General features: G+C 69.0%; 27 protein-coding genes and 1 tRNA gene. 15 read left to right on the top strand and 13 right to left on the bottom strand.

Translation table 11 applies throughout. From position 1 onward, the window contains the following. Positions 1-5 precede the first annotated feature (5 nt). The 5 genes from FHR72_RS05805 (at position 6) to FHR72_RS05785 (ending at position 2,717) form a co-directional block, all read left to right on the top strand. A complete protein-coding gene (locus FHR72_RS05805) occupies positions 6-545 on the top strand; it encodes an RNA polymerase sigma factor (protein WP_183466978.1) in 540 nt (179 codons plus the stop codon). Beyond that, positions 542-976, top strand: coding sequence for a hypothetical protein (locus tag FHR72_RS05800; protein WP_183466977.1), 435 nt, complete (start codon positions 542-544; stop codon positions 974-976). The genes FHR72_RS05805 and FHR72_RS05800 overlap by 4 nt, the downstream gene beginning before the upstream one ends. 103 nt (positions 977-1,079) lie before the next feature. Further along, a complete protein-coding gene (locus FHR72_RS05795; protein ID WP_183466976.1) occupies positions 1,080-1,250 on the top strand; it encodes a CsbD family protein in 171 nt (56 codons plus the stop codon). A gap of 116 nt (positions 1,251-1,366) precedes the next feature. Further along, complete coding sequence (locus FHR72_RS05790) at positions 1,367-1,621, top strand: lipopolysaccharide assembly protein LapA domain-containing protein (RefSeq protein ID WP_183466975.1); 255 nt, start codon at positions 1,367-1,369, stop codon at positions 1,619-1,621. A gap of 79 nt (positions 1,622-1,700) precedes the next feature. Continuing rightward, entirely contained in the window at positions 1,701-2,717 is a 1,017-nt protein-coding gene (locus FHR72_RS05785; protein WP_183466974.1) for a TerC family protein, read from the top strand. On the opposite strand, the gene nhaA is transcribed toward FHR72_RS05785, so the two are convergent. The 4 genes from nhaA to FHR72_RS05765 all read right to left on the bottom strand — a co-directional run bounded on the left by nhaA (position 2,711) and on the right by FHR72_RS05765 (position 7,197). After that, entirely contained in the window at positions 2,711-3,949 is a 1,239-nt protein-coding gene (gene nhaA / locus FHR72_RS05780; protein ID WP_396888398.1) for a Na+/H+ antiporter NhaA, read from the bottom strand. The two genes, FHR72_RS05785 and nhaA, sit on opposite strands and share 7 nt — an antisense overlap. 85 nt (positions 3,950-4,034) lie before the next feature. Further along, on the bottom strand, positions 4,035-5,726 hold the full coding sequence (locus FHR72_RS05775; RefSeq protein ID WP_183466973.1) for a selenocysteine-specific translation elongation factor: 1,692 nt from the start codon (positions 5,724-5,726) through the stop codon (positions 4,035-4,037). Beyond that, entirely contained in the window at positions 5,717-7,015 is a 1,299-nt protein-coding gene (gene selA / locus FHR72_RS05770; RefSeq protein ID WP_183466972.1) for an L-seryl-tRNA(Sec) selenium transferase, read from the bottom strand. The genes FHR72_RS05775 and selA overlap by 10 nt, the downstream gene beginning before the upstream one ends. A gap of 87 nt (positions 7,016-7,102) precedes the next feature. Then, positions 7,103-7,197 (bottom strand) — tRNA-Sec (locus FHR72_RS05765). 40 nt (positions 7,198-7,237) lie between these two features. On the opposite strand from FHR72_RS05765, the gene selD reads away from it, so the two are divergent. Beyond that, positions 7,238-8,242, top strand: coding sequence for a selenide, water dikinase SelD (selD, locus tag FHR72_RS05760; RefSeq protein ID WP_183466971.1), 1,005 nt, complete (start codon positions 7,238-7,240; stop codon positions 8,240-8,242). A 5-nt stretch (positions 8,243-8,247) separates the two neighbouring features. Here selD and FHR72_RS05755 read toward each other — a convergent pair whose 3' ends face one another. Beyond that, positions 8,248-8,787 carry a TetR/AcrR family transcriptional regulator gene (locus FHR72_RS05755; RefSeq protein WP_311736069.1) on the bottom strand — a complete coding sequence of 180 codons (540 nt, stop codon included), beginning with the start codon at positions 8,785-8,787 and terminating at the stop codon, positions 8,248-8,250. Positions 8,788-8,884: 97 nt separating this feature from the next. Between FHR72_RS05755 and FHR72_RS05750 the strand changes: the two genes are divergently transcribed. Together FHR72_RS05750 and FHR72_RS05745 are read left to right on the top strand one after the other, a co-directional pair. Beyond that, the gene (locus tag FHR72_RS05750; protein WP_183466969.1) at positions 8,885-9,238 is read left to right on the top strand and encodes a hypothetical protein; all 354 of its coding nucleotides are present in this window, start codon (positions 8,885-8,887) and stop codon (positions 9,236-9,238) included. Positions 9,239-9,342: 104 nt separating this feature from the next. Continuing rightward, positions 9,343-9,918 carry a TetR-like C-terminal domain-containing protein gene (locus tag FHR72_RS05745; RefSeq protein ID WP_183466968.1) on the top strand — a complete coding sequence of 192 codons (576 nt, stop codon included), beginning with the start codon at positions 9,343-9,345 and terminating at the stop codon, positions 9,916-9,918. On the opposite strand, the gene FHR72_RS05740 is transcribed toward FHR72_RS05745, so the two are convergent. Next, positions 9,901-10,737 (bottom strand): helix-turn-helix transcriptional regulator, encoded by an 837-nt coding sequence (locus FHR72_RS05740; protein ID WP_311736068.1) that lies wholly within the window; start codon positions 10,735-10,737, stop codon positions 9,901-9,903. The two genes, FHR72_RS05745 and FHR72_RS05740, sit on opposite strands and share 18 nt — an antisense overlap. A 79-nt stretch (positions 10,738-10,816) precedes the next feature. Here FHR72_RS05740 and ilvD point away from each other — a divergent pair, with 79 nt between their 5' ends. Further along, the gene (ilvD, locus tag FHR72_RS05735) at positions 10,817-12,661 is read left to right on the top strand and encodes a dihydroxy-acid dehydratase (protein ID WP_183466966.1); all 1,845 of its coding nucleotides are present in this window, start codon (positions 10,817-10,819) and stop codon (positions 12,659-12,661) included. Here the strand turns inward: ilvD and FHR72_RS05730 are convergent. The 4 genes from FHR72_RS05730 to FHR72_RS05715 all read right to left on the bottom strand — a co-directional run bounded on the left by FHR72_RS05730 (position 12,653) and on the right by FHR72_RS05715 (position 15,377). Continuing rightward, entirely contained in the window at positions 12,653-13,303 is a 651-nt protein-coding gene (locus FHR72_RS05730; protein ID WP_183466965.1) for an HD domain-containing protein, read from the bottom strand. The two genes, ilvD and FHR72_RS05730, sit on opposite strands and share 9 nt — an antisense overlap. 69 nt (positions 13,304-13,372) lie before the next feature. Beyond that, positions 13,373-14,335 carry a GlxA family transcriptional regulator gene (locus FHR72_RS05725; protein ID WP_183466964.1) on the bottom strand — a complete coding sequence of 321 codons (963 nt, stop codon included), beginning with the start codon at positions 14,333-14,335 and terminating at the stop codon, positions 13,373-13,375. Positions 14,336-14,394: 59 nt separating this feature from the next. Next, positions 14,395-14,706, bottom strand: coding sequence for a hypothetical protein (locus tag FHR72_RS05720; protein ID WP_183467244.1), 312 nt, complete (start codon positions 14,704-14,706; stop codon positions 14,395-14,397). A 2-nt stretch (positions 14,707-14,708) separates the two neighbouring features. Continuing rightward, positions 14,709-15,377 carry a DJ-1/PfpI family protein gene (locus FHR72_RS05715; RefSeq protein WP_183466963.1) on the bottom strand — a complete coding sequence of 223 codons (669 nt, stop codon included), beginning with the start codon at positions 15,375-15,377 and terminating at the stop codon, positions 14,709-14,711. Positions 15,378-15,719: 342 nt separating this feature from the next. Here FHR72_RS05715 and FHR72_RS05710 point away from each other — a divergent pair, with 342 nt between their 5' ends. The 3 genes from FHR72_RS05710 to FHR72_RS05700 all read left to right on the top strand — a co-directional run bounded on the left by FHR72_RS05710 (position 15,720) and on the right by FHR72_RS05700 (position 17,253). Next, positions 15,720-16,325 carry a TetR/AcrR family transcriptional regulator gene (locus FHR72_RS05710; RefSeq protein ID WP_183466962.1) on the top strand — a complete coding sequence of 202 codons (606 nt, stop codon included), beginning with the start codon at positions 15,720-15,722 and terminating at the stop codon, positions 16,323-16,325. 70 nt (positions 16,326-16,395) lie between these two features. Then, entirely contained in the window at positions 16,396-16,974 is a 579-nt protein-coding gene (locus tag FHR72_RS05705) for a TetR family transcriptional regulator (RefSeq protein WP_396888407.1), read from the top strand. A gap of 135 nt (positions 16,975-17,109) precedes the next feature. After that, positions 17,110-17,253, top strand: coding sequence for a hypothetical protein (locus FHR72_RS05700; protein ID WP_183466960.1), 144 nt, complete (start codon positions 17,110-17,112; stop codon positions 17,251-17,253). Between the two features lie 5 nt (positions 17,254-17,258). Here FHR72_RS05700 and FHR72_RS05695 read toward each other — a convergent pair whose 3' ends face one another. After that, on the bottom strand, positions 17,259-17,864 hold the full coding sequence (locus FHR72_RS05695) for a TetR/AcrR family transcriptional regulator (protein ID WP_183466959.1): 606 nt from the start codon (positions 17,862-17,864) through the stop codon (positions 17,259-17,261). Between the two features lie 131 nt (positions 17,865-17,995). Here FHR72_RS05695 and FHR72_RS05690 point away from each other — a divergent pair, with 131 nt between their 5' ends. The 3 genes from FHR72_RS05690 to FHR72_RS05680 all read left to right on the top strand — a co-directional run bounded on the left by FHR72_RS05690 (position 17,996) and on the right by FHR72_RS05680 (position 21,923). Further along, positions 17,996-19,108, top strand: a complete 1,113-nt coding sequence (locus tag FHR72_RS05690; RefSeq protein WP_183466958.1) for an FAD-dependent monooxygenase — start codon at positions 17,996-17,998, stop codon at positions 19,106-19,108. A gap of 26 nt (positions 19,109-19,134) precedes the next feature. Continuing rightward, entirely contained in the window at positions 19,135-20,535 is a 1,401-nt protein-coding gene (locus FHR72_RS05685; protein ID WP_311736067.1) for an MFS transporter, read from the top strand. Between the two features lie 152 nt (positions 20,536-20,687). Further along, entirely contained in the window at positions 20,688-21,923 is a 1,236-nt protein-coding gene (locus FHR72_RS05680) for an alpha-hydroxy acid oxidase (RefSeq protein WP_221193064.1), read from the top strand. A 21-nt stretch (positions 21,924-21,944) separates the two neighbouring features. Here FHR72_RS05680 and FHR72_RS05675 read toward each other — a convergent pair whose 3' ends face one another. Both FHR72_RS05675 and FHR72_RS05670 read right to left on the bottom strand, forming a co-directional pair. After that, positions 21,945-22,910: a GGDEF domain-containing protein gene (locus FHR72_RS05675; RefSeq protein ID WP_183466957.1), complete on the bottom strand. Its 966-nt coding sequence runs from the start codon at positions 22,908-22,910 to the stop codon at positions 21,945-21,947. A gap of 67 nt (positions 22,911-22,977) precedes the next feature. After that, positions 22,978-23,673, bottom strand: a complete 696-nt coding sequence (locus FHR72_RS05670; RefSeq protein WP_183466956.1) for a hypothetical protein — start codon at positions 23,671-23,673, stop codon at positions 22,978-22,980. Positions 23,674-23,679 lie beyond the last annotated feature (6 nt).

Below are 23,679 nucleotides of genomic sequence, written 5' to 3'. Positions count from 1 at the left end.
CGGCTGTGTCCGAAGACGATGTGCTGGCTGCGGCGGCACGGGCGGGCGACGAGACCGCCTTCGAATGCCTGGTCCGCAGACACGGCCCGGCGCTGTACCGATATGCACGCCGTATGACGGCCGACGCCGACGCCGTCAACGACATCGTTCAGGAAACGTTCGTGTCGGCCTGGCGGCAGATCGGCACCTTTCGCGGCGACTCTGCCGTACGCACGTGGCTGTTCGCGATCTGTGCCAGGAAGGTCGTCGATTCGCACCGCGTCAAGAGGGCCATCCCCATCGACGATCGGTTGATCGAACCACCTGCCGCGGCCCCCGACGACGATCCGTTCGCGTCGGCGTCCAACAGCGCGTTCCTGGAAGCGATGGAAATGGCGCTGGCTGAGTTGCCGCCACGTCAGCGCGCCGTCTGGATGCTGCGGGAAGTCGAGGGGATGACATTCCCGCAGATCGCCACCGTTCTGAGTCTGAGCCCGGACGGGGCCCGCGGACACCACCACCGCGCTCGGGCGACCCTGCGGCAGCGCTTGGTGCAGTGGCGATGACCGAGAACGACAATGACGTCACCAACCGCGCGGCTTGTGTCTTGCAGGCCCAGCCCGAACCCGGATGGTTTCAGATCCGGGACGCCGTGATCGACGCGGTGCGGTCGACCTTGCGCGGCGGCCGCCCGATCCTCGTCGAGGATCCGCGTCCCGGGACTGATGCAGGAATCCTGCGGGTGAGCGGACTCGTCCTCGGCGCCCTGCTGAGTCGTGCACTGGCCGAAGATCCTGACTACGCGGTCACGGACATCGAGTTGACGGTCGACGACGACCGGTTGCACGGCATTTCGATCGACCTGAGCGCCCGGTACCTGGCCGAGTTCTCGCCGGTGGTGAACCGGGTGCGGGCGCGGTGCCATGCGGTGGTCGCCGACGCGATCGGCGCTTCGACGGATGTACCGATCCATCTCCACGTCAGCGACGTGCACTGATGTCGCGTTACGCAGATCACAGCGACGGCGCATTCGGTTTCTACCGATGGGGTCGTCTACACACATGGCGGCACAAGAACCGCCCGAACAGAAAGGAACTGACATGGGAATCGTTGACAAGGCCAAGAACGCTGCCGAGGACGCCGTGGGCAAGGTCAAGGAGACCGTTGGCGACATCACGGGCAACGACGACCTGAAGGCCGAGGGCCAGAAGGATCAGGGCGTGTCCGGCGTCAAGAAGGCCGGCGAGAACATCAAGGACAAGCTGAGCTGACCGTGCGCGGGCCGGGCCACCTCTATTCGTGGCGCGGCCCGCGGTGGCGGCCGCCCACTTCTGCAGCATCCGTCACCAGAGCTGTTCATCCGCAAGCCCTTCCGGAAAGGAATCTCATGACCATCTCAGGCACAGGAAACAGACGCACCGGCGGCGGCCTCGCCGCCAAGCTCACCCTGGGCGTCGCCCTCGGCTTGGTCGTCGCGTTGCTTCTTTTCGTCGCCCAGAACACGACCCATACGCAGATCAACTTCGTCGGCTGGAACTTCAGTGTGGCACAGGGTGTCTCGCTCCTCGGCGCCGCGGCTGTGGGCGCAGTGATCGCCTTGATCGTCAGCGCGGCGGTGCGCCTGCGCCGAGCTGTCCGCTAGGACGCGTCCGGCACCGATAAACTCGGTTCACAGGAAACCGACAGCTTGAGAAACCGCGACCGCGAGGTGATGTGAACACATGCTGGAGATAAGTCCCCTGACGTGGGGCGTGACGATCGGCGTCATCATCGCCCTGTTGGCGGTCGACCTGATCCTGGCCGCTCTGCGGCCGCACAAGGTCGGCTTCCGCGAGGCCACGGCGTGGTCGGTGTTCTATATCGCCGTCGCGGTCGGGTTCGGCGTGTGGTTCGCGATGACCTACGGCGGGGACTTCGGCACGCAGTACTTCGCCGGCTACATCGTCGAGAAGAGCCTGTCGGTCGACAACCTGTTCGTGTTCGTCATCATCATGACGACGTTCGCGGTGCCCGAGGAGCACCAGCACAAGGTGTTGACGTTCGGCATCATCTTGGCCCTCATCATGCGGGCGATCTTCATCGCCGTCGGCGCGACACTGCTGTCGCTGTTCTCGTTCATGTTCCTGATCTTCGGCGCGCTGCTGATCTACACGGCCATTCAGCTTTTCCGGCACCGTGACGAAGACCCCGACGTCGAGAACAACATCATGATCCGCGCGACCCGCAAGGTCCTGCCGATCAGCGACGACTACGACGGCGGCAAGCTGTTGACGCGGCGCGAGGGCCGGCGCATGGCCACCCCGCTTCTCGCGGTGCTCATCGCCATCGGCAGCGTCGACCTGCTGTTCGCGCTCGATTCGATCCCGGCGGTGTTCGGCGTCACGAGCGAGCCCTACATCGTGTTCACCGCGAATGCGTTCGCCCTGCTCGGATTACGCGCGCTGTTCTTCCTCGTCAAGGGTCTGCTGGACCGGCTGGTGTACCTGTCGACCGGCTTGTCGATCATCCTCGCGTTCATCGGTGTGAAGCTGATCCTGCACTGGGGTCACGTCGACATCAATCCGAACATCCCCGAGATCAACACCTACGTGAGCCTCGTGGTCATCATCGGCATCCTCGCCGTGGTCACGATCGCCAGCCTGATCAAGACGCGCAACGACCCGTCGGCCAAGGCGCACCCCGGTTCCCTGCGCGCGTCGCGCCGCCGGGACGGAGAACGGCCCGACGCCGCTCACTGAGAGGTGCGGGTCTCGTCGAGGCGCCGGTAGGCCCGGTTGCGGATGCCCAGGATCGCCGCGCCGCACAACGCCGAGATCAGGGAGCCGGTCAGCACGCCGATCCGGACCTGATCGGAGACCGCGCCGCTGTCGAAGGCCAGGTCGCCGATCAGCAGCGACACCGTGAACCCGATTCCGGCGAGCAGGGCGATTCCGCACACGTCGGCGGGATGGAGGTCGGAGGCCGAGCGGGTGTACCGCTTGATCAGCAGCGTGATCCCGGCGATGCCGACGACCTTGCCGAGCACCAGACCGCCCACGATGCCGAGTGTCACGGGTTCGGACAGCGATCCCATCAGCCCGGACAACCCACCCACGGTCACCCCGGCGGCCAGGAACGCGAACACCGGCACGGCGAAACCGGCCGAGATCGGCCGTACCGCATGTTCGTAACGCTCACACCACTGCGCGGCGGGTACGACGAGGCCTAGCGCGACACCGGCGATCGTGGCGTGCACACCTGCGGCATGCACCAGTGCCCACATGACGAGCCCGACCGGGATCAGCAGCCACCACCGCGTCGGATACCGCCGCACCAGCCAGGCGAACAACGCCAGCGGCACGACCGCCGCCAGGAGCGGCGCAAAGCTCAGCGAGCTCGTGTAGACGACGGCGATGATGGTGATCGCGATCAGATCGTCCACGACGGCGAGGGTGAGCAGGAAGATTCGCAGGCTCGACGGCAGGTTGCGCCCGATGACGGCGAGCACCGCCAGGGCGAACGCGATGTCGGTCGCCGCGGGGATGGCCCACCCGTCGAGCGCGTTCGAGCCCGCAGCCACGTTCACGGTCACGTAGACCAGGGCCGGGGCGGCGATTCCGCAGATCGCGGCGAGCACCGGGACAGCTGCGCGACGCAAGTCCCGCAGCTCGCCGTGCACGAATTCCCGTTTGAGCTCAAGAGCGACCACGAAGAAGAAGATCGCCAGGAGACCGTCGGCGGCCCAGGCGGCCAGAGACAGGTTCAGGTGGAGAGACTCGGGGCCGAACGTCCAGGCCCGTAGATCGTGATAGTGCTCTGACCACCCGGAGTTCGCCCACACCAGTGCAGTCACGGCCGCCAAGAGCAGGAGCACTCCGCCGACGACGTCCTGACGCAGTACGTCGCCGAGTTGCGAGATTCTTTTACGAGGATGCCGCACCGTCGCTTCGTCGCCGACGGTGGCGTGAGAAAACACCAAAACCCTGTGCACGGTACACCTTTCGGGCATGTTGACAAGACATGCCGACCAGGCTTCCCGGCGCTCCGGACTCCAGGCTACCACAGTGACGGCCGGGTCACCCCGCCACGCAATGCGTCCCATCAGGGTTCGCTCGCGTAACACGTTGTCGTGCAAGCAGTTCGAGCAGAGGTACCGCCACGCGGCGGGTGGTGTCCAGCGCCCGCTTGGCTTCGGCGACGGTGAACGGCTGCGGAAGTCGTTGCAGCACAATGCGAGCCTGATCCACGACAGCCGGACCGAGCACCACACCATCGGCGAGCTTCGTGAGCCGTCCCGCCCGGACCGCCGCCGCGAGTTCCTTGGCGCCCAGGCTCAGTGTTGCGAGTTCCGCGGCCTCCGGCGCCCGGAACGGCGCGTCCACAAGCCGCCCCTCGAGGACGCGCACCGCCTCGTCGACGCGCTGCGGTAGCTCAGCGCCCGGGCGGCGGACCCGCCCGTCGGACACCTCGAAGCCGGTCCCGGCCAGCAGCGGCGACACCAGTTCCGTCGCGGGCAACCCGGTCTGCTGACGCAGGGTCTCCAACGGCACGCCTGCCGCGACGTCGTGCTCGGCGGCCCACCGTTCGACGATGCCCACCACCGCCTCACGACGCCGGGCCCACCACTGCTCGTCGACCACCCACTCCCCGATACGAAGTCCTCGTGTATCGAACCCCATGGCGCGCAGCTCTTTCCATCGCACACACACGGGCGGTGCAACCTCTCCGGTGCGGAGCTGCGCCCCACGATCGCGTGCGTCACCCCTGCGCCGCAGGGCCGGCGGCCGGACGTCGAGCACGTCGACCCCGGCCACGATGCGATGCTCGCCCGGGTCGCGCAGCAGTCCGACATCGCCGATCCGCAGCGGCAGGGGCCGCGAGAGCCGCAGCCGCGCGCCCGCGTCGCCGAGCGGGCGTACCCGGACCGGCACCGCCGCCGACCCGACGTGCAGCACGAGCTGCTCGTGCAGCGTGCCGGGCGACCGGAACGCGACGTCGATCTCGTCGGTTCGCAGCCATGCTCCCGGCGTGCTGACGGTGTCGCCGCGGGCGATGTCCTCGCGGTCCACGCCGCGCAGGTTCACCGCGACCCGGGCCACGGCGCGCACCTCGCTGCGACCCCGGCCCAGTGACTGCAGTCCCCGGACGGTGACACGCCGCCCGTCATGCTCGAGGTCGTCGCCCACCCTCAAGGTGCCGGCGGCCAGCGTCCCGGTGACCACGGTGCCCGCTCCGCGCACCGTGAACGAACGGTCCACCCACAGGCGCACATCCGCAACTGGGTCGGGCTCGGGCAGCCGCTCGGTGAGCGCGACGAGCTCGGCCCGCACCCGGTCGCGGTCGGTGCCGAGCACGACCGGCGCGCCTCCGAAGCGTCCCGTCAGATCCGCGACGACCGGTGCGGGGTCGGCGAGGTCGGCCTTGCTGACGACGACGAGGGCGTGCCGGACACCGAGCGCCTGCAGGGCGGCGAAGTGTTCCTCCGACTGCGGCATCCACCCCTCGGTGGCCGCGACGACGAACAGCACCGCACTCTCCCGGGGCATCGGCCCACATCCGGCGAGCATGTTGGTCACGAACCGCTCGTGGCCCGGCACGTCGACGAACGCGATCTCCCGCCCAGCGATAGTCGTCCACGCGAAACCGAGGTCGATGGTCAGGCCGCGGCGCTGCTCTTCTTCGAGCCGATCGGGCCACATTCCGGTAAGCCGGTGCACCAGAGTGGATTTGCCGTGGTCGACATGTCCGGCGGTGGCGACTACGAACATGCCCGCACGGCCTCGATCAGGGTCGGGTCGTCCTCGGGTGCGACCGTCCGCAGATCGAGCAGGCAGCGTCCGTTCTCCAGCCGTCCCACGACCGCGGGGGCACCGGCGCGCAGCGCCGCCGCATAGCGCTCCGGCAGACTCACTGCCGCACTGGGTAATTCGACACCGGGTGCCCCACCCCCGCCGACGGCCGCGATGCAGTCGACGGCCTCGGCGTCGGGCAGCTGGTCGGCCAGCTGCGCCGCGCGGGCCCTCAGGTCGGCGACGTCGGCGTCCAGCGCCTGCGCCACGGGTGCGGGCGGCCCGAGCAGCGTCGCCTCCAGCGCGGCCAATGTCAGCTTGTCGACCCGCAGCGCGCGGGCGGCGGGGTGGCGGCGCAGCTTCTCGATCAGCTCGGCGGCACCGAACAGCAGCCCCGCCTGCGGACCGCCGAGCAATTTGTCCCCGCTCGCGGTCACCAGGTCGGCGCCGTGGCGCAGCACGGTGGTGGCGTCGGGTTCGTCGGGCATGAGCGGGTGCGGCGTCAGCAGTCCGGACCCGATGTCGACCACGAGCGGCACGGCACCTCCGCCCTCACCCTGCACCAGTTGCGCCAGTTCGCGGACGGTGACCTGCGAGGTGAAGCCGCTGACAAGGTAATTCGACGGGTGCACCTTCAGGATGAAGCCGGTGTCGGGGCCCAGGGCGTCGGCGTAGTCGCGCAGATGGGTGCGGTTGGTGGTGCCGACCTCGCGGATGCGGGCCCCCGTCGACTCCATCAGTGCGGGGAGCCGAAATCCGTCGCCGATCTCGATCAGCTCGCCGCGGCTGACGATCATCTCGCGGCCCGGCGCCAGGGTCATCGCTGTCAGCAGCAGCGCGGCGGCATTGTTGTTCACCACGTGCACACCCCCGGCCGACGGCACGGCCTCGGCCAGCGCGGCCAACGCGCCGCGGCCGCGCCGGGCCCGTCTGCCCGTGTCGAGGTCGAACTCGACGTCGGTGGCGCCGCTGGCGGTGACGATGGCCTCGACGGCGGCGGCCGACAGCGGTGCCCGGCCGAGGTTGGTGTGCACCACCACGCCCGTCGCGTTGATGACCGGCCGCAGGCTCGCGGCGCTGACCGGTAGCGCGGCCACGGCGCGGTCGGCGACCTCCTCGGGACTGATCTCGCCCGCCCTGGCCTGCTGCTGGGCGGTCGTGATCGCACGCTTGACCAAGGCCCGGCCCAGTCTGCGCTCGGCGTCGGCCAGGCGGGGGTCGGCCAGCAGCGCATCGGTGCGCGGCACGCGCCGGCGGGCGTCGGTCACGCGGCCTCCACCCGCTCGTCCCCCGCCGGGATTTCGGTGTCGTTGGTCAACGTGAGCGTGACCGAGTACACCGAAATCGCGGGGAAATGGCGGAGGCGGACGGGAATCGAACCCGCCAGCGACAGAAACTGCCGCTCAGCGATTTTGAAGATCGTGCCGGTCACCAGACCGAATACGCCTCCCTGGGCCATGGGTCCATCATGGCAGGGCAGCATGGACGCCATGGCTTCCCCAGCGACTTATCGCCTCACCCAGTTCGCGCACGGTGGCGGATGCGCCTGCAAGATCCCGCCCGGTGAGCTCGAAGAGGTGGTCCGCGGGCTGACCAGAGCGACCCCCGTGGACCCGGTCGGCGAGCTGCTGGTGGGCCTCGACGACGGTGACGACGCTGCCGCGGTGCGGATCGAGGGCGGGACGGCGCTGATCGCGACGACGGACTTCTTCACCCCCGTGGTCGACGACGCCTACGACTGGGGCCGCATCGCGGCGGCCAACGCGCTCTCGGATGTCTACGCCATGGGCGGCCGGCCGGTGGTGGCCGTCAATCTGCTGGGCTGGCCGCGGGACACGCTGCCGTTCGAGCTGGCGGCCGAGACGCTGCGCGGCGGCCTCGACATCTGCTCCAGCGCCGGCTGCCACCTCGCGGGCGGGCACAGCGTCGACGACCCCGAACCGAAGTACGGCCTCGCCGTGACCGGTATCGCCGATCCGGATCGGCTGCTGCGCAACGACTCCGGACGGCCCGGCATCCCGCTGTCGCTGACCAAGCCGCTGGGTATCGGCGTGCTCAACAGCAGGCACAAGGCCACCGGTGAGCGCTTCGAGGAGGCCATCGCCGTGATGACCACACTGAACGCCGAGGCCTCAGCGGCCGCTCTGCGCGCAGGTGCCGAATGCGCCACGGACGTGACGGGTTTCGGCCTGCTTGGCCACCTGCACAAGCTGGCGCGCGCCAGCGGTGTCACGGCGGTCGTCGACGCGTCGGCGGTGCCCTACGTGGACGGCGCCCGCGAGGCCCTCGCCGCCGGCTACGTCAGCGGCGGGACCCGCCGCAACCTCGAGTGGGTGGCACCGCACGTCGACCTGTCCGCGATCGGCGAGGACGAGGCGCTGCTGCTCGCCGACGCACAGACCTCGGGCGGCCTGCTGATCGCCGGCGAGATCCCCGGGGCGCCGGTCATCGGTGAGCTGCGTCCGCGCGGGGAGCACACGATCGTCGTCCGCTAGGTCGGTCAGACCCGCACGGCGGGCCAGAAGAGCGCGAACAGTCGCTTCTCCCAGCCCGGGGCAACCGCGCCGGTACGTGCCCGCTCCGCGGAGTAGGCGCCGACCACCGCGTCGATCAGCGTTGCGGCGTCCACGTCCGCACGCAGGGTGCCTGCGGCCCTGCCCGCGTCGATGACCGCTTCCAGTTCGGCCCTCTGGTCGGCCAGGATCTTCCGGAACACCGCGGTGAACTCGGGGTCCTCGTCGGTGAGGAGGGCGGCGAAACCGCCGAAGCCGATGCCGTCCTCGACCGCCCTGACCGCGTTCGTGATCACCCAGCGGACCCGGTCGGCCGGATCGCTGTTCTCGTCCGGTGATTCGGGTGCCGCGACGGCCGACAGCGCCGCCGACAGCATGGCCCGGCGATCGCTGTACCGACGGTAGATCGTGGTTTTCGCGATGCCTGAGCGTGCTGTCACGGCCTCGACGGTGACCGACCGCGGCCCCTTCGTGCGCAGCAGTTCCAACGTCGTCTCGCTGATGTCGTCCTCGACGTTGCGTCGCACACGTCCGCCCTTCCGCCATCGGAATAACTCCGGAGATCGCAACGCTACACTTAGCGTAGCGCTACGATACGCGTAGCGTTGTTCTGAAGGAGGTTCCATGTCCAGACGCCCGTCGCTGACCTACATCGCTTACCTGTGCCTGCTGCTGAGCTTCGTGGCGCTCGGCACGTTCGTGTACGCCCTCGCCGTCGACAGCTACCTGGCCGGGGCCGTGGGCGGCGCACTCGCCGTCCTCCTCGTCGCCGCCGCGTACGGCTTCCGCGCCGGCGCCAGGACGACGGCAGCAACGCACGAGGGGGACACCCCCCTCGAAGGCGCGAACATCTGGGCGCAGCCGGTGAAGACAGCTCAGATCGCGCGCTACCTCGCCGCCTATCGCCCCACCGCCGTGCAGAAGTCGGAGATCGCGGCCCGACAGCCGAGTAGCCTGCCCGAGCGGCTGGCGGCATAGGTCCGGGGATACCGCTGTACCGCGGCTCAGCAAAAAAGCGGAAAGCGCGCGTACCGCGCTGTGGCATCGTGGATGCGGAACCTACCCAGGGGAGGCATGCACTGATGACGGTCGAGCACTCATTGGCGGACGACGATCGACACCGGATCGTCGCCGCCGTCCACGATGAGCTCGCTCGATGGGGCATCGACCGCTTCGACGCCGGCGCGATGGCCGACCGCCACGGGCTCGACCTGGCGGTGATCCGACAGCACTGGCCCGATCCGGAGGACCTCATCCTCGATGCGCTGGCCCAGCGGCCGGGTTACGACACCCCGCTGCCCGACACCGGTTCGCTGCGCACCGATCTCTTCGCGCTGGCCCAACGCATGGCCGGGATGGTGACGTCGGAGGAGGGGCGCAAACTCCACGGCGGGCATCTCATCGCCGACACCCACATCGCCAGCGTCGGCGTCCGGCGCACGGCGTGGCGGACCCGGGCGAGCAGCCTGGGCCGGGTGTTCGACCAAGCCCGGCGGCGCGGCGAGCTTCGCGAGGACGTCGACCACGCCACCGCGCTGGAGCTGCTCTTCGCCCCCATCAACATGCGGGCGCTGTACACCGGCGAGGCGGTGGACGACGCGTACTGCGAGACGGTCGCCGACCTGGTCTGCCGCGCCGTCTCAACCGTCGATCAGTAGCCGGAGCCGCTCTGCCGCAACCGAACCCGGCTCCGGCAGATAGGCGACGATCTGCACGTCGGGAACGTCGACCGGCGCCACCTGATGATGCTCGAGGCGCAGCTCGCCGGCCACCGGGTGCCGGAAGCGCCGCTCGCGTGAGGTGAACCGCTCGATGGTGGTCGAACGCCACGCCGCGGCGAAATGCTGGCTCGAATCCACCAGCCGGGACACCAGCGCGGTGTGGGACGGCTCCCCCACCCGCGGGCCGGTGTCGGCACGGAACTCGGCCAGGAACCGTCGGCTGTCGTTATCCCAGTCGGGCAACAGCTCACGGATGTGCGGGTCCATGAACACCAGCCACAGCAGGTTGCGCTCGTCTTCGGGCACCCGCTCGATGTGGGGGTACAGCGCAACGTAGGCGGCGTTCCACGCCGCGATGCTCCAGTCCGGTCGGATCGCGAACGCCGGATAGCCGGCCAGCGCGTCCAGGAAGTGCTGGATCTGCGGCGGCAGCGGACCGTCTGGCAGGGACGGGTCGACGACGTAACCACCGAGGCTCAGCACGTATTCGTGCTCGCCGGGCGACAACCGCAGGGCGCGCGCGACGGCGTCGAGCACCTGTTTGGACGGGTTGATGTCGCGTCCCTGCTCCAGCCACGTGTACCAGGTGACGCTGACGCCGGCCTGCACGGAGACCTCCTCGCGGCGCAGGCCGCTGGTGCGCGACCGCGGCAGTTCCGGCAGACCCACCTCCGAGCGCCGGACCGCTTCGCGGCGGGCGCGCAGGAACTCGCCGAGAGCGAGGCGTTGCTGCGCGCGCCTGTCCGTAGGAGCCACGGTATCCGAGGGTAGTAGTACCACTACTAGTATCGGCGCCGACTTCCGCTGACCGGCTGCCCGATTCACCCTGGAGGACATGCCGGAACTGAGGTCGCGAACGGTCACACACGGACGGAACATGGCGGGCGCGCGGTCGCTGCTGCGCGCCGCGGGGGTGGCCGGCGCCGACATCGGCAAGCCGATCATCGCCGTGGCCAACAGCTTCACGGAGTTCGTGCCGGGGCACACCCATCTGCAGCCGGTGGGCCGGATCGTGTCGGAGGCCATCACCGCCGCCGGCGGGGTGCCGCGGGAGTTCAACACCATCGCCGTCGACGACGGCATCGCGATGGGTCACCGCGGCATGCTGTACTCGCTGCCCAGCCGCGAGCTGATCGCCGACTCCGTCGAGTACATGGTCAACGCCCACTGCGCCGATGCGATGGTGTGTATCTCGAACTGCGACAAGATCACTCCGGGCATGCTCATGGCTGTGCTGCGGCTGGACATCCCGACGGTGTTCGTCTCCGGTGGGCCGATGGAGGGCGGCACGGCGGTGCTGGTCGACGGCACGGTGCGGACCCGCCTGAACCTCATCAGCGCGATCGCCGACTCGGCCGACGCCGCCGTGTCCGACCCCGATCTCGCGCGCATCGAGGAGTCGGCCTGCCCTACGTGCGGATCGTGTTCGGGCATGTTCACTGCCAACTCGATGAACTGTCTGACCGAGGCACTGGGGTTGGCGTTGCCGGGCAACGGCTCCGTGCTGGCGACCCACACCGCTCGCCGCGCGCTGTACGAGAACGCGGGCGCGACGGTGATGGACCTGTGCCGGCGGTACTACGACGAGGACGATGCGAGCGTGCTACCGCGGGCGATCGCGAACCGGGACGCGTTCGACAACGCGATGGCGATGGACATCGCGATGGGCGGTTCGACGAACACGATCCTGCACCTGCTGGCCGCGGCCCGCGAAGCCGAACTGGACTACACCCTCGAAGACATCGAGAAGCGCAGCCGGGCGATCCCGTGCCTGTGCAAGGTCGCGCCCAACGGCCACTACCTGATGGAGGACGTGCACCGCGCCGGCGGCATCCCCGCCATCCTCGGCGAGCTGTGGCGCGGCGGGCACCTGCACGACACCGTGCACTCCGTGCACGCCGGGTCGCTATCAGAGTGGCTGCGGCGCTGGGACATCCGCGGCGGTACCGCCTCCGACGAGGCAGTCGAGATGTTCCACGCGGCCCCGGGATGCGTGCGCTCGGCGTCGGCGTTCTCGCAATCCGAGCGCTGGGACACCCTGGACACCGACGCCGCCGGCGGCTGCATCCGCGACGTGCGACACGCCTACTCCGAGGACGGTGGGCTCGCGGTGCTGCGCGGCAATCTGGCGGTGGACGGCTGCATCGTCAAGACCGCGGGTGTCGACCCGTCCATCCTGACGTTCACCGGCCCGGCCGTGGTGGTCGAGTCCCAGGAGGATGCCGTCGACGCGATCCTGGGCGGCAGGGTGGCAGCGGGCGACGTCGTCGTGGTGCGCTATGAGGGCCCGAAAGGTGGCCCCGGTATGCAGGAAATGCTCTACCCCACCTCGTTCTTGAAGGGCCGCGGGCTGGGCGGGGTGTGTGCCCTGGTCACCGACGGACGGTTCTCCGGTGGGTCGTCGGGGCTGTCGATCGGGCACATCTCGCCCGAGGCCGCCGCGGGGGGCACGATCGCGCTCGTCGAGAACGGCGACCGCATCACTATCGACATCCCGCAGCGCACCATCGACGTGGAGGTCGCCGACGACGAACTCGAACGCCGCCGCGCAGCGCTGGAGGCCACGGGCGGATACCGGCCGCGCCACCGGCACCGAGTGGTGTCAACGGCGCTGAGAGCCTATGCCGCGCTAGCCCTCTCGGCGGACAAGGGTGCGGTGCGCGACGTGGACTCAGTGTGACCGGTCACCCCAGGGCGCGCCGTCGATAACGTCGAAGAACGTGATCGGCTCGCCGTTGATCAGTCCGTGTAGATGACCGGGCAGCGAGAACGGTGGCGCCTTCCTCGGGTCGGTCCTGGTGCCGTCGGCGATGAGGTCGGCAAGCGCGTAACCGAAGTCGTGGCGTGGCCATTCAGCATGGACCCGCTCGACGAACCCGGGTGACAACCGGTCGGCCTCCCGTCCGTCGATGTCCAGCGTGATCCCGCGGAAGGTGACGGCCTGATCGGCGCCGAAGCGGTGCGCCAGGCCGACACTGGCGTGCAGCGCGATGGCCTGCCAGACGACGGTGGTGCGCTCCTCGGCCAGTCCCCTCTCCCGCAGGAACCGGGCCGCAGCGTCGGCGCCCTCCACCTCGAAACGCTGTTCCCCGCGCCCGATCTCGGTCAGGCCGAGGTCGTGCAGGAGGCACCCCAGGAACACCAGTTCGTCGTCGTAGTCGGCGCCGGCGCGCAGACCGTCGGCCGCCGCGAGCTCGCGGGCGAACAGGTAGCTGCGCACGCAGTGGTTGACCAGCACGTCCGGGGAAACCTCGAAGGCGAGCTGCCATGCTGCCGAGCAGATCTCGGTGTCGGGAAGGTTCCAGGTGAGTGTGTCGTCCATACGGTCCAGCCTGGCAAACCTGCGGGGACGTCACCAGTGGCCGGTCGGCCAACCGTCGCCGGTATCCGGTCAGGACGCGGCGCGCTCCCGGAATGTGCTGCGGTACACCGCGGGCGGTACCCCGCTGAGACGGCGGAACTGGTCGCGGAAATTCGCCGCCGACGAGAAACCCACGTCGCGTCCGATGCGTTCGACGCTGCGCGAGGTGCTCTCCAGCATCTCCTGCGCGTGGCGCACGCGAACCCCGGTGAGCCACTGCATCGGCGACTGACCGGTCTCCGCCTGGAACCGGGGGCTCAGGGTCCGCACACTCATCGACGCCTCACGCGCGATGTCGGCCAGCGTCAGCTCCCGGCAGGCGTTCTGCTCGATCCAGGCCAGCACCGTGTCGAGGTCCGTGGCACCACCGATGGCACTGAGCGGCAACTGATTACGCACGATGAACTGCGCCTGACCCCCGCTGCGATGCAGCGGCGCGACCGCGATCTTGGCGGCGGTGGCCGCGACGGCGGCGCCGTGGTCGCGCTGCACGAGGTGCAGGCACAGGTCGAGTCCTGCGGAGGCGCCGGCCGAGCTCACGATCTGGCCCTCGTCGACATAGAGCACATCGGCGTCGAGGCGGACGGCGGGGAACGCGCGGCGGAACAGGTCCGCGGCCGCCCAGTGCGTGGTGGCCCGCTTGCCGTCGAGCAGTCCGGTGGCGGCCAGGAGGAACGCGCCGGCGCAGATCGACGCGATCCGGGCGCCGGCCTCGTGCGCGGCCCGCAGCGCGGCGATCACCTCGGGCGGCGTCTCGGCGGACACGTCGTTGCGGCCGGGGACGATGACGGTGTCCGCCCCGGCCAGGTCGTCGAGGCTGTGGTCGGTGCCGATGCGCAGTGGCCCGGCGGTGACGACCGGCTGGGTGCCGCACACCCGCACCTGATACCCGTTGTCCCCGTTGGGGAGCGGCACGCGACCGAAGGTCTCGACGGCCATGGTCAGGTCGTACGCGATGACGTCGGGGACCGCGAGGACGGCCACAGAATGCATGGAGATCAACCTAACAGGGGGCGTGGCCAGATGTACCCACGTCGCCGGGTGGTGGCCACTCAGCCACGGCGCACGCCGGTGACCGCGGACCGCGGCAAGCGGCCCGCGCGGGAATGGCCGGACATGCGGTCACCATGGACGTCGACCTCGAAATCGAGGGTCAGCCGCATGGGCTTGGTCACGGACTGCCGCCACGTGACCCGTTGGCCGTCAAGGGTTTCGGTGATCTGGAGGTCGACGAGCGGGACGGTCTCGGATTTCGAGGTTGCGGTCGCGCTGATGGCGCCGTCGCTGCCGGTGAACCGGTACACCGTCTGCAGCGTCCCGATCGGGGTCTTGATGCGCAGGTCCCAGTCGCCGAGGATGCCCACGGTCATACCGCCTGCGGGTGCCGGCCGGCGTCGGTCCACACGATGCCCCGCCGCTCGTAGGCGAACAGTTGCTCGACGGCCAGGGCGATCCGCGGCCCGTAGGCACGTTCGAGGAGGTGCAGCGCGAGGTCCAGCCCTGACGTCACCCCGCCGGCGCTGACCACGTCGCCGTCGTCGACAACCCTGGCGTTGACCGGCACCGCGCCGGTGGCTTCCAAGAAGTCCACGCCGAGGTGATGGGTGTTGGCGTGACGTCCGTCGAGCAGACCGGCCATCGCGAGGGCGAGGGATCCGCCGCACACCGTCGCCACGGTGATGTCGGGGTTCTCCAGCGCCCGGCGCATCAGCGGGACGGCCTCGGTCTCGCCGAAGCGCGCGAGCAGCACGGGGATGGTCTCCACGCCGTCGTCGGGATCCCCGGCGATCGGACCGAACGCGCCCGGGACCACCACGAACCCCGGCAGGGTCGGGTCCAGGGGGCCGGTCGCCTGCAGCGTCAGGCTGCTGCCGTTGACACTGGTTCCGCCGGGGACCGGACGGGCGCCTTCGGCCGACACCAGCTCGACCGCGAGTTCGCCACCGACGGCGTCGCTGCCGGCGACCAGCACCTCATACGGCGCGATGACGTCGAGCGGATCGAACCCGTCGAACAGCAGGATCTGTGCGTGCATGGTGCCATCGTCAGCGGCGGGCCGCTCGACGGAAAGCGGCCATCCGGCCACGGTGCGCCGGGATGTGGCCAGGGGCGACCAGCCGGCCTCGTCGTCGGGGCCGTCGGCCTCTGGTGATCCGCCCTCCCGCGACTCACCAGAAGCCGACGTGTCCCCGCAGGCCGCTCAACCCCTCAATGCGCGGACCTCGGCACGTTCCGCCGGACGCAACCGGGCTTATCGTACATAAACGGTTCTGTTCTTGATGAACCAATCGGCGGTCGGAAAAACGGTTGCTGAACGCCTGAAGCCGCAGGTGGCGCGCCCTATACTGCGAGGCAGCAGTTGGCAGAGGAGGCCACCATGGCCGAGCGGCTCGCGTCCGGCCGTCACCGTCTCAGTCGCGACGAAGTGGCGACCAACCAGAAGCAACGGCTTTTCAAGGCGCTGTCCGAGGTGATGGGCACCCGGGGCTACAGCAATACGACGGTCGACGATCTCATCAAGCACGCCGGCGTCTCCCGCGCGACGTTCTATCAGCACTTCGACTCGAAGCAGGATTGCTTCATGGCCGGTTATGCCGGCATGCAGGGCCACGTCATCAATGCCATTCTCGACGTGCCCGCCGCCGGCACTCCGATGCAGCGATTCGGTCTGATGCTGAACAGGTACCTCGGTTTCATGGCCCTGGATCCGCCCACCGCCCGGCTGTACCTGCTGGAGGTCTACGCCGCCGGCCCCGACGCCCTGCGCCGGCGGATGGAATTGCAGCAGCAATTCGTCGACGGTGTCGCGAAGGTCTTCAAGGCCCGCAGCAAAGCGGATCGGTTCGCCTGCCAGGCGCTGGTGGCGGCCGTCTCCAGCCTCGTCACCACCGCACTCGTGGACAACGACGCCGAGGCGATCCTTGCCTTGGAAAAACCCATTTTGACGTTTGCCGAGCGTGCACTCGCCGACGCGGGTTCCTGAGGCGAGGAAAAGTCATTACAGCGTTGTCAGGCCTTTGCCGGACGCGCCGCGATTAAGGGACACTTGGTTGATGTCGGAACCCATGTCCCCGCAGAGCCTGCGGGAGCGCAAGAAGGTTCAGACGCGCCTGGCCATTCGCCGCGAGGCATTTCGGCTTTTCGTCAAACACGGCTATACGAATACCACCATCGATCAGATCGCCGATGCCGCCAATGTTTCTCCGCGCACTTTCTATCGCTATTTCGGTGTGAAAGAAGCTTTGTTGCTGTCCGACGATCAGATCGGCCCCATTGTGCAGGCATTCGCCGATGCTCCGCGCGAATTGCCGATCGTCGAGGCCTACCGGCACGCAGTGGCGTCGGTGTTCAGCCGGCTGACGTTGGAGCAACGCGAGGACGCCGCGGCCGGCCAACGCATGATGTACGAGATCCCCGAGGCGTGCGGGATGTTGTACTCCGAGTACGTCCGGCTGATCGGGCTTATCACCGATGCGCTGGCGTCGCGGCCGGACGCCCCCGAGGATCCCATGGAGCGTCGGGTGATCGCCGGCGCGATCGTCGGCGTGCTGATCGCCGCATCGCACGACACCCCGATGCCCGGCCAGGCGCTGGAGGAGTCGCTGACGATCCTGAGCAAGCGCCTGCACTGACAGCCCCGCCCCGCACGACCCGCACCGCGAGCGCGCGTGTCTGCACGGCAACACGCAGCGCAAAGCGGGCTTTTGCGCGCGCTCGCCACGCACTCTTGGGATCGGTAGCCGGCGGCGAAACCTACGTTTGCCGACATGACAGCGACGATGATCGTGGTAGTGATCCTGTGGGTGTTGTGCGGTATCCCCGCCGCGTTCTTCGCCCACGCCCATCGCGGTGACCTGGGCGGCTCCCCGCAGCCCGGCAGCCTCACGGCCGTCACGGGTGACCAGAGGTAAAAGCCTCAGCGGCAGGGAGTTCCAGCGCGGATACCGGCTAAGACCACGGCGACGATGCGCTCCGCATCGACCCGGGTGAACGGGCGCGTTCCGCGGTTGACGATGACGTGCACCGGGCCGGAGATGAGTTCGCCCAGCAGGGCGCTGTCGACCGGAGGGAGTTCACCCCGGTCGACTGCGGCGTCGACCCGCCGGCGCAGCATCGCCTGGCGCTCTTCGAGAATCCTGGTGAGCGCCGAGACGGTGGTGTCCTGGCGGGCAGGCTGGACGGCCTGTTCCAGCGCGCGACCGAACGGTGTCTGCAGCCCGCCCGCGAGGCCCAGCAGAAAGTCGGCGAGGTCTCGGTCGATGTCGCCTGTGTCAGCGATCGACGCCAGCTCCTCGGCATATCGCAGCACGGCCTCGACCACCAGCTCGTCACGATCGGGCCAATTCCGGTAGACGCTCGCCCGGTGCACACCGGCGACCTCGGCGACGTCCTCGTAGCGAAAGCCGGCGATGCCGTCGCGCGCCACCAATTCCACTGTGGCGGAAAGGATTTGATCCCGTACCCGCGCGCTTCGCCCGCCCGGGCGCTTGGCGGGCCGGCGATCAGCGGTTGCATCGCTCACAGTCGCTTTCCGCCTCCTCTCCCCCGTCCGGTCCTGATTGTCGGCAGACGCGGCGTTGCGGTGCAAGCGGACGTTGCGTAGCCTCGCACTTAATGCGACTAAATGTCGCTTTAATGAGCTGGAGGCACCATATGAACATCCTCGTCTCGGGAGCCGGCATCGCCGGGCTCGCCTCGGCGCGTGAACTTGGTCGGCAGGGCCACGACGTCACCGTCGTGGAGTCCGGACGCGACCTACGGCTGGCCGGAACACCGATCGACATTCGCGGGAGTGCGATCCAGGCCGCGGCCGACATGGGGCTACTGCCCGCGATCCTGGAACGGCGAATCAGGATGTCGGAGTTCACCCAGTTCGTCGACAGCGCGGGCGAGCCGGTGGCCTGGCTCCCGATAGCGGAGATGGGCGACTCCGACGACGACATCGAAATCCTTCGCGAAGACCTGATGTGCATCCTTGCCGATGACCTACCCGCGACGGCCACCGTCCGTTTCGAGGACTGCATCGAATCACTGACCGACACGACAGACGGCGTCGACGTGCATTTCCGGTCCGGGAGAACCGGACGCTACGACCTCGTCCTCGGCGCCGACGGGCAGCATTCTGCAGTACGCAGGATGGTCTTCGGGCCCGACGGGGAGCACCTGCGGCATCTCGGCGTGTATGCCGCTCTAGCAGACATCCCCGACGACGAGGATTCGGACGGACCGAACCGCCTCCACAACGTCCCCGGCCGCATGGCAGGCATCTTCCGATACCAGGGCAAGACTGTCGCGGTATTCCAATTCCTGTCAGAGCCAATCGAATACGACTACCGAGACCTGGCCGCCCAGAAGCGCATACTGGCCGACGTGTTCTCCGGCTGCGTGTCGTGGCGCATCCCGGAATTGCTCGACGCGGCGTTGGCAGACCCCGGCTTCTACTTCACTGCCGCGAGCCAGATTCGTCTTCAGAGCTGGCATCGGGGACGGGTCGTCCTCGTCGGAGATGCGGGGTACTGTCCCGCGTTCCTGTCCGGACGCGGAACGTCGTTGGCGCTCAAGGGCGCGCGCGTCCTGGCCGAGGAACTCGCGCGATCGGAGGGTGATCACCGCGTCGCGTTCTCCGCGTACGACAGGCGGCTACGTCCCGACGTCACGCACGCCCAGAACACCGTGGAGAGTGGCCGCGCTCGCATACTGCCCGACACCTGGGACGCCATCGCCGCGCGCGATGCGGAACTCCGGGCACGCGTGAACACCGCGTGAGCGAAAGGCCCTGCCGGACAACACACGTGGCTTCGTGGACCGCGGTTCTCATCCTCGCCAACGTCCTGGCCGATGTGGCTGTCGGGTCGCCGCTGATGGCCCTCCCGCAGCTGCTGGACCGCCTGGGTACCGATCAGGCCGCATGGGTCACCTCGAGCGTGATGCTGGCCGGGGCGATCTGGTCGCCCGTGCTGGCCAGGAGTGCTGACATCTTCGGCAAGCGCCGGGTCCTTGTGAGCACGCTGTTGCTCGCCGGTGCGGGCGCTCTGATCTGTCTCGCCGCTCCCAACATCTGGGTCTTCGTCGTGGGGCGCCTTCTTCAGGGTGCGGCACTGGGAACGGTCTTCCTCTCGGTGGCCCTCGTCCTCCAGATCTGCACCCCCGCCGTCGCGATGACCGTGGTGGGTCTGGTGACGTCCGGATCCTCCGTGGTCGGAATCGTCGAGCCGTTCGTGATGCAGCCCTTGATCGAAGCGTTCGGCCCCGACAGCGTGTTCGTCGCGGCGGCACTGCTCGCCGGGACGGCCGCGCTGTGTGTCCGCGTGGTGATTCCCGAGTCGCCGGTTCGACGGCCCGGTCGCATCGACGGGCGCGGAGCATTTCTGCTCGGTGGCGGGCTTGCCGCGGTGCTCGGCTACGTCAGCCTCGGGAGCGACAGCGGGTGGTTGTCCGCAGGCATGGTCGCTCTGCTCACGACCGGGGCCGTTGCGCTGGCCTGCTGGGTCTACTTCGCACTGCGGACCGACGAGCCCATCGTCGACATCCGAGCCCTCGGCCCGACGATCGTGCTGACGTTGGTCACCGTGGCCCTCGCCGCGGGCTCCTTCCGCAGCATGCTGCATCTGACCAGCCTCGTGGCCCAGGTCACGCCCGAGAGAGGGCTGGGTTACGGGCTCGGCTCCGGCGAAGGACTGGCCGCGCTGCTCGCCGCACCCAATGCCGGCATCGTCGTCGGTGGTACCTGCGCTGGATGGCTCGCGGGGAGAGCGGGTCCGGCGCTGCCGCTGCTGGGTGGAATCGTCCTCGGCACCGCGGCGACCTTCGGCATGCTGCTCGGCGTTTCCCATCTCCCGCTGGCCATCGTCTGTGGAGCCCTCCTCGGCATCGCTGCGGGAGCCGTCGCGGCCTCGGGGTTCAGCATGACCTCGGACGCTGACGAGCCCGAACGGCAGGGGACGACCGCCGGACTCGTGTCGGTTGCCATGGCGCTCGGCTCAGTGGTCGTCACGGTCCTCGGTGGTGAGGTGCTGAAGGCCACGCAGAGCGACGGGCCGGGGCCGCCGGCCGGGACGGGAACCGGTGTGTTGCTGTACGTGGTGATCGCCGGATCACTGTTCGCGCTCGCGGCAGTGCCCGCGGCGATCCTGGTGCGCGATCGTTCGCCGCTGACCACGCGCAGTGGTCGATTGGGCCGCAGCGCCGCGTAGCGATTGCGTACGTCACCGCCGAGCCCATGGCCTGATCGACGGCGATCTGGAAGTGTTACGGGACACGGTCGCAGCGAGGTTTCCCGCAGCGCTACGTCCCGGTCCTCGCGGACCGCAGCCCGAACGACGATCAGGGCAGGAAGGGCATTCTGATGAAACGTCGCGTTCCCCGCGTCAAGGACCTGGCTCCGCTGATGCAGTTCAAGAAGCCTGAGTTCGACGCGCGCACGCGGCGACTCGACCGGGCCCTGACGATCGAGGACCTGCGCGCCATCGCGAAGCGACGCACGCCGAAAGCCGCGTTCGACTACACCGACGGTTCGGCGGAAGCCGAGCTGTCCATCGCGCGCGCCCGGCAGGCGTTCCAGGACATCGAGTTCCACCCGGCGATCCTGCGGGACGTGTCGAAGGTCGACACCAGCTGCACGATCCTGGGCGGCCGCTCGGAGCTGCCGTTCGGCATCGCCCCGACGGGCTTCACCCGGATGATGCAGACCGAGGGTGAGCACGCCGGCGCCCACGCCGCTGCCCGGGCCGGGATCCCGTTCTCGCTGTCGACGATAGGGACCGCCTCCATCGAGGACGTCAAGGCCGCGAACCCGCACGGCCGCAACTGGTTCCAGCTGTATATGTGGAAGGACCGCGACCGGTCGATGGCGTTGGTGGAGCGCGCCGCGGCGGCCGGCTTCGACACGATGCTGGTCACGGTCGACGTGCCGGTCGCCGGGGCACGCCTACGCGACAAGCGCAACGGCATGTCCATCCCGCCTGCGCTGACCGCCAGGACGGTGCTCAACGCAATTCCTCGCCCCCAGTGGTGGATCGACTTCCTCACCACCGAGCCGCTGGCGTTCGCGTCGCTGGACCGCTGGTCGGGCACCGTCGCCGAACTGCTCGACACGATGTTCGACCCGACGGTCACGTTCGACGACCTGGCGTGGATCAAATCGCAGTGGCCGGGCAAGCTGGTGGTCAAGGGCATCCAGACCGTCGAGGACGCGATCGCGGTCGCCGACCTCGGTGTCGACGGCATCGTGTTGTCCAATCACGGTGGTCGCCAACTGGATCGGGCGCCCATCCCGTTCCACCTGTTGCCCGACGTGGCCGCGGCCGTGGGCGACCGCACGGAGATCATCCTCGACACCGGCATCATGTCCGGTGCCGACATCGTCGCGTCGGTCGCGCTGGGCGCCCGCTTCACCCTCATCGGGCGCGCCTATCTCTACGGCCTGATGGCCGGCGGGGAGGCCGGCGTCGACCGCGCCATCACGATCCTGACCGAGCAGATCACCCGCACCATGCGACTGCTCGGTGTCGCATCCCTCGACGAGCTCACGCCCGGTCACGTGACGCAGTTCGAGCGGCTGGTACCGCGCCCCCGGCCCTGACGGTCGCCTGACCGGATCGTCCTACGTGCGGCGGTCGGTGCCCTTCTCGGCGTACAGGGCCGCGTCGGCACGCTCCCACAACTCGGCCAGGTCGGCGGTGTCGCCCGGCGCGGACGCCGAACCGATGCTCGCGTCCGGGGTCAGTTCGCGCGCGCTGTCGACGAACGCCTGCGCGGCGGAGCGATCGCGTCCGGCGATGCAGGCGGCGAATTCGTCCCCGCCGAGACGGGCCAACACGGCGTGGCGTGGGATCAGCGACGACCACTGCCGGGCGCGGTCGACCAGGTGCGCATCGCCCGCGGCGTGGCCGTGGGTGTCGTTGATCTGTTTGAAGCCATCGAGATCCAGGGCGATCACCGTGACGACGACGGACGCGGAGCGGGACCGGGCGAGCAGGTCGGCGCACGAGATCTCCCATCCCGCACGGTTGAGCACCCCGGTCAGCGGATCGGTGCACGCCGCAGCCATCAGCGACCGGGCCACCACCCCGAAGGCCTCGGCGGCGCCGACGATCGCGATCGGGATGATGAGGTAGGTCGTCGCGGCCTTGGGGGCCGGCGCGACGGTCAGCCCGATCAGACACGCCAGGCTCAGCACGCTGATCAGAACCCAGGCATGGGTGGAGCGGTAGAACGCCCGCAGGTGCATCGCCAGGAACATCGCCGCCATCAGGCAGGAGAATTCGGCGATGGTCAGTTTGTGGAACGCCATCACGATCGGGGTGGCGACGATCGCCGCGAGCACGGCGGGCAGCGGCCGGTGCGGACGTACTGCGAGATGAAGGAGCGCTGCGACACCCAGGACGACGGCGATGATGCCGCCGGTCGGATTGGACAGCGTGATGCCCTGGCGCACGGGGAAGAAGGTGAACAGGACGCCCGCCGCATACAGAAAAGTGGTGGCGGCCAGGTAGATCCGCAGGGGCCGCACCTGCCCCAGGGTTACCCGCCGACGGCCCGCGCCGACAGCCGAACGGGGTGGATCCATGGCAGTGTCCTTCTTGCTGAGTCGGCGCTCATGGTAGCGGTCGGAGCCGCGTGCCGGACGCCGTGATTCAGCGGGCGGTGTCGTGTGAGGGAAGGTGCCGCAGCAGCCACAGCACCAGCGGTCGGCTGCCCGGCCAGGAGTCGGAATCCTCCAGGCCGGAGTCCGCGTCGATGCCCCGCTCGATCCCGGCTCGCGCGTCGGCGAGGCTCATCTCGCCGAAGCTCGTCTCCGGATCGGTGTTCTGCTGCAGGGCGACGTCGACCACCGAGGCGAGCGGCGCCGGGACGAGGAACGCATCCTTGACCGCCGACCCGAGGGTGTGGTCGACGAGCACGCAGCAGGTCAGCTCACCGCCACCGCTCAGCCTGGCGCCGAGCAGAATCTCCTCCTGCTCGGCGCTGCTGTGGGTCATCCGCTGCGCCGCATGGACATCGACGGCGTCCAGGGCGGTGATCCACTGCGGCAGCGAATCATTGCGTCCGTCGAGCTCACGCCGGCACTGCCGGCGCAGGGTGTCGTCGTCGAGCAGCTCGGAGAGCACGGCGAGCAGCGCGGTCGTCTCCCGCACAGGGACGTCGACGAAGCTGTCGACGATGCGTTCCAGACCACCGCCGCGCGTTCCCGCGTCGATCAGCGCACTGGCGAAGCCGAGCAGGTCCAGCGGCCGGCCGCCGGCCAGGGCCTCGGCGACTTCGTCCAGAAGTGGTGTCTCGTCGCCGTTTTGGGGTTCCTCGACAGTGTCGTTCGCGTCCGAGTCGCTCATTCCCGA

It is taken from the genome of Mycolicibacterium iranicum, assembly GCF_014190915.1.
Taxonomy (GTDB): domain Bacteria; phylum Actinomycetota; class Actinomycetes; order Mycobacteriales; family Mycobacteriaceae; genus Mycobacterium; species Mycobacterium iranicum_B.
Note: the sequence above shows the minus strand (reverse complement) of the source record. Positions and strands in the feature narration are given on the sequence as shown.

Coding starts and splice junctions, on each gene's coding strand:
- ilvD (WP_183466966.1), top strand. CDS start 10,817: ATGCCGGAACTGAGGTCGCGAACGGTCACACACGGACGGAACATGGCG.
- FHR72_RS05680 (WP_221193064.1), top strand. CDS start 20,688: ATGAAACGTCGCGTTCCCCGCGTCAAGGACCTGGCTCCGCTGATGCAG.
- FHR72_RS05750 (WP_183466969.1), top strand. CDS start 8,885: ATGTCCAGACGCCCGTCGCTGACCTACATCGCTTACCTGTGCCTGCTG.
- FHR72_RS05795 (WP_183466976.1), top strand. CDS start 1,080: ATGGGAATCGTTGACAAGGCCAAGAACGCTGCCGAGGACGCCGTGGGC.
- FHR72_RS05725 (WP_183466964.1), bottom strand. CDS start 14,335: ATGCATTCTGTGGCCGTCCTCGCGGTCCCCGACGTCATCGCGTACGAC.
- FHR72_RS05705 (WP_396888407.1), top strand. CDS start 16,396: ATGTCGGAACCCATGTCCCCGCAGAGCCTGCGGGAGCGCAAGAAGGTT.
- FHR72_RS05790 (WP_183466975.1), top strand. CDS start 1,367: ATGACCATCTCAGGCACAGGAAACAGACGCACCGGCGGCGGCCTCGCC.
- FHR72_RS05715 (WP_183466963.1), bottom strand. CDS start 15,377: ATGCACGCACAGATCCTGCTGTTCGACGGGTTCGATCCGCTCGACGTC.
- FHR72_RS05700 (WP_183466960.1), top strand. CDS start 17,110: ATGACAGCGACGATGATCGTGGTAGTGATCCTGTGGGTGTTGTGCGGT.
- FHR72_RS05785 (WP_183466974.1), top strand. CDS start 1,701: ATGCTGGAGATAAGTCCCCTGACGTGGGGCGTGACGATCGGCGTCATC.
- FHR72_RS05675 (WP_183466957.1), bottom strand. CDS start 22,910: ATGGATCCACCCCGTTCGGCTGTCGGCGCGGGCCGTCGGCGGGTAACC.
- FHR72_RS05710 (WP_183466962.1), top strand. CDS start 15,720: ATGGCCGAGCGGCTCGCGTCCGGCCGTCACCGTCTCAGTCGCGACGAA.
- FHR72_RS05800 (WP_183466977.1), top strand. CDS start 542: ATGACCGAGAACGACAATGACGTCACCAACCGCGCGGCTTGTGTCTTG.
- FHR72_RS05690 (WP_183466958.1), top strand. CDS start 17,996: ATGAACATCCTCGTCTCGGGAGCCGGCATCGCCGGGCTCGCCTCGGCG.
- FHR72_RS05730 (WP_183466965.1), bottom strand. CDS start 13,303: ATGGACGACACACTCACCTGGAACCTTCCCGACACCGAGATCTGCTCG.
- FHR72_RS05775 (WP_183466973.1), bottom strand. CDS start 5,726: ATGTTCGTAGTCGCCACCGCCGGACATGTCGACCACGGCAAATCCACT.
- FHR72_RS05745 (WP_183466968.1), top strand. CDS start 9,343: ATGACGGTCGAGCACTCATTGGCGGACGACGATCGACACCGGATCGTC.
- selD (WP_183466971.1), top strand. CDS start 7,238: ATGGCTTCCCCAGCGACTTATCGCCTCACCCAGTTCGCGCACGGTGGC.
- FHR72_RS05670 (WP_183466956.1), bottom strand. CDS start 23,673: ATGAGCGACTCGGACGCGAACGACACTGTCGAGGAACCCCAAAACGGC.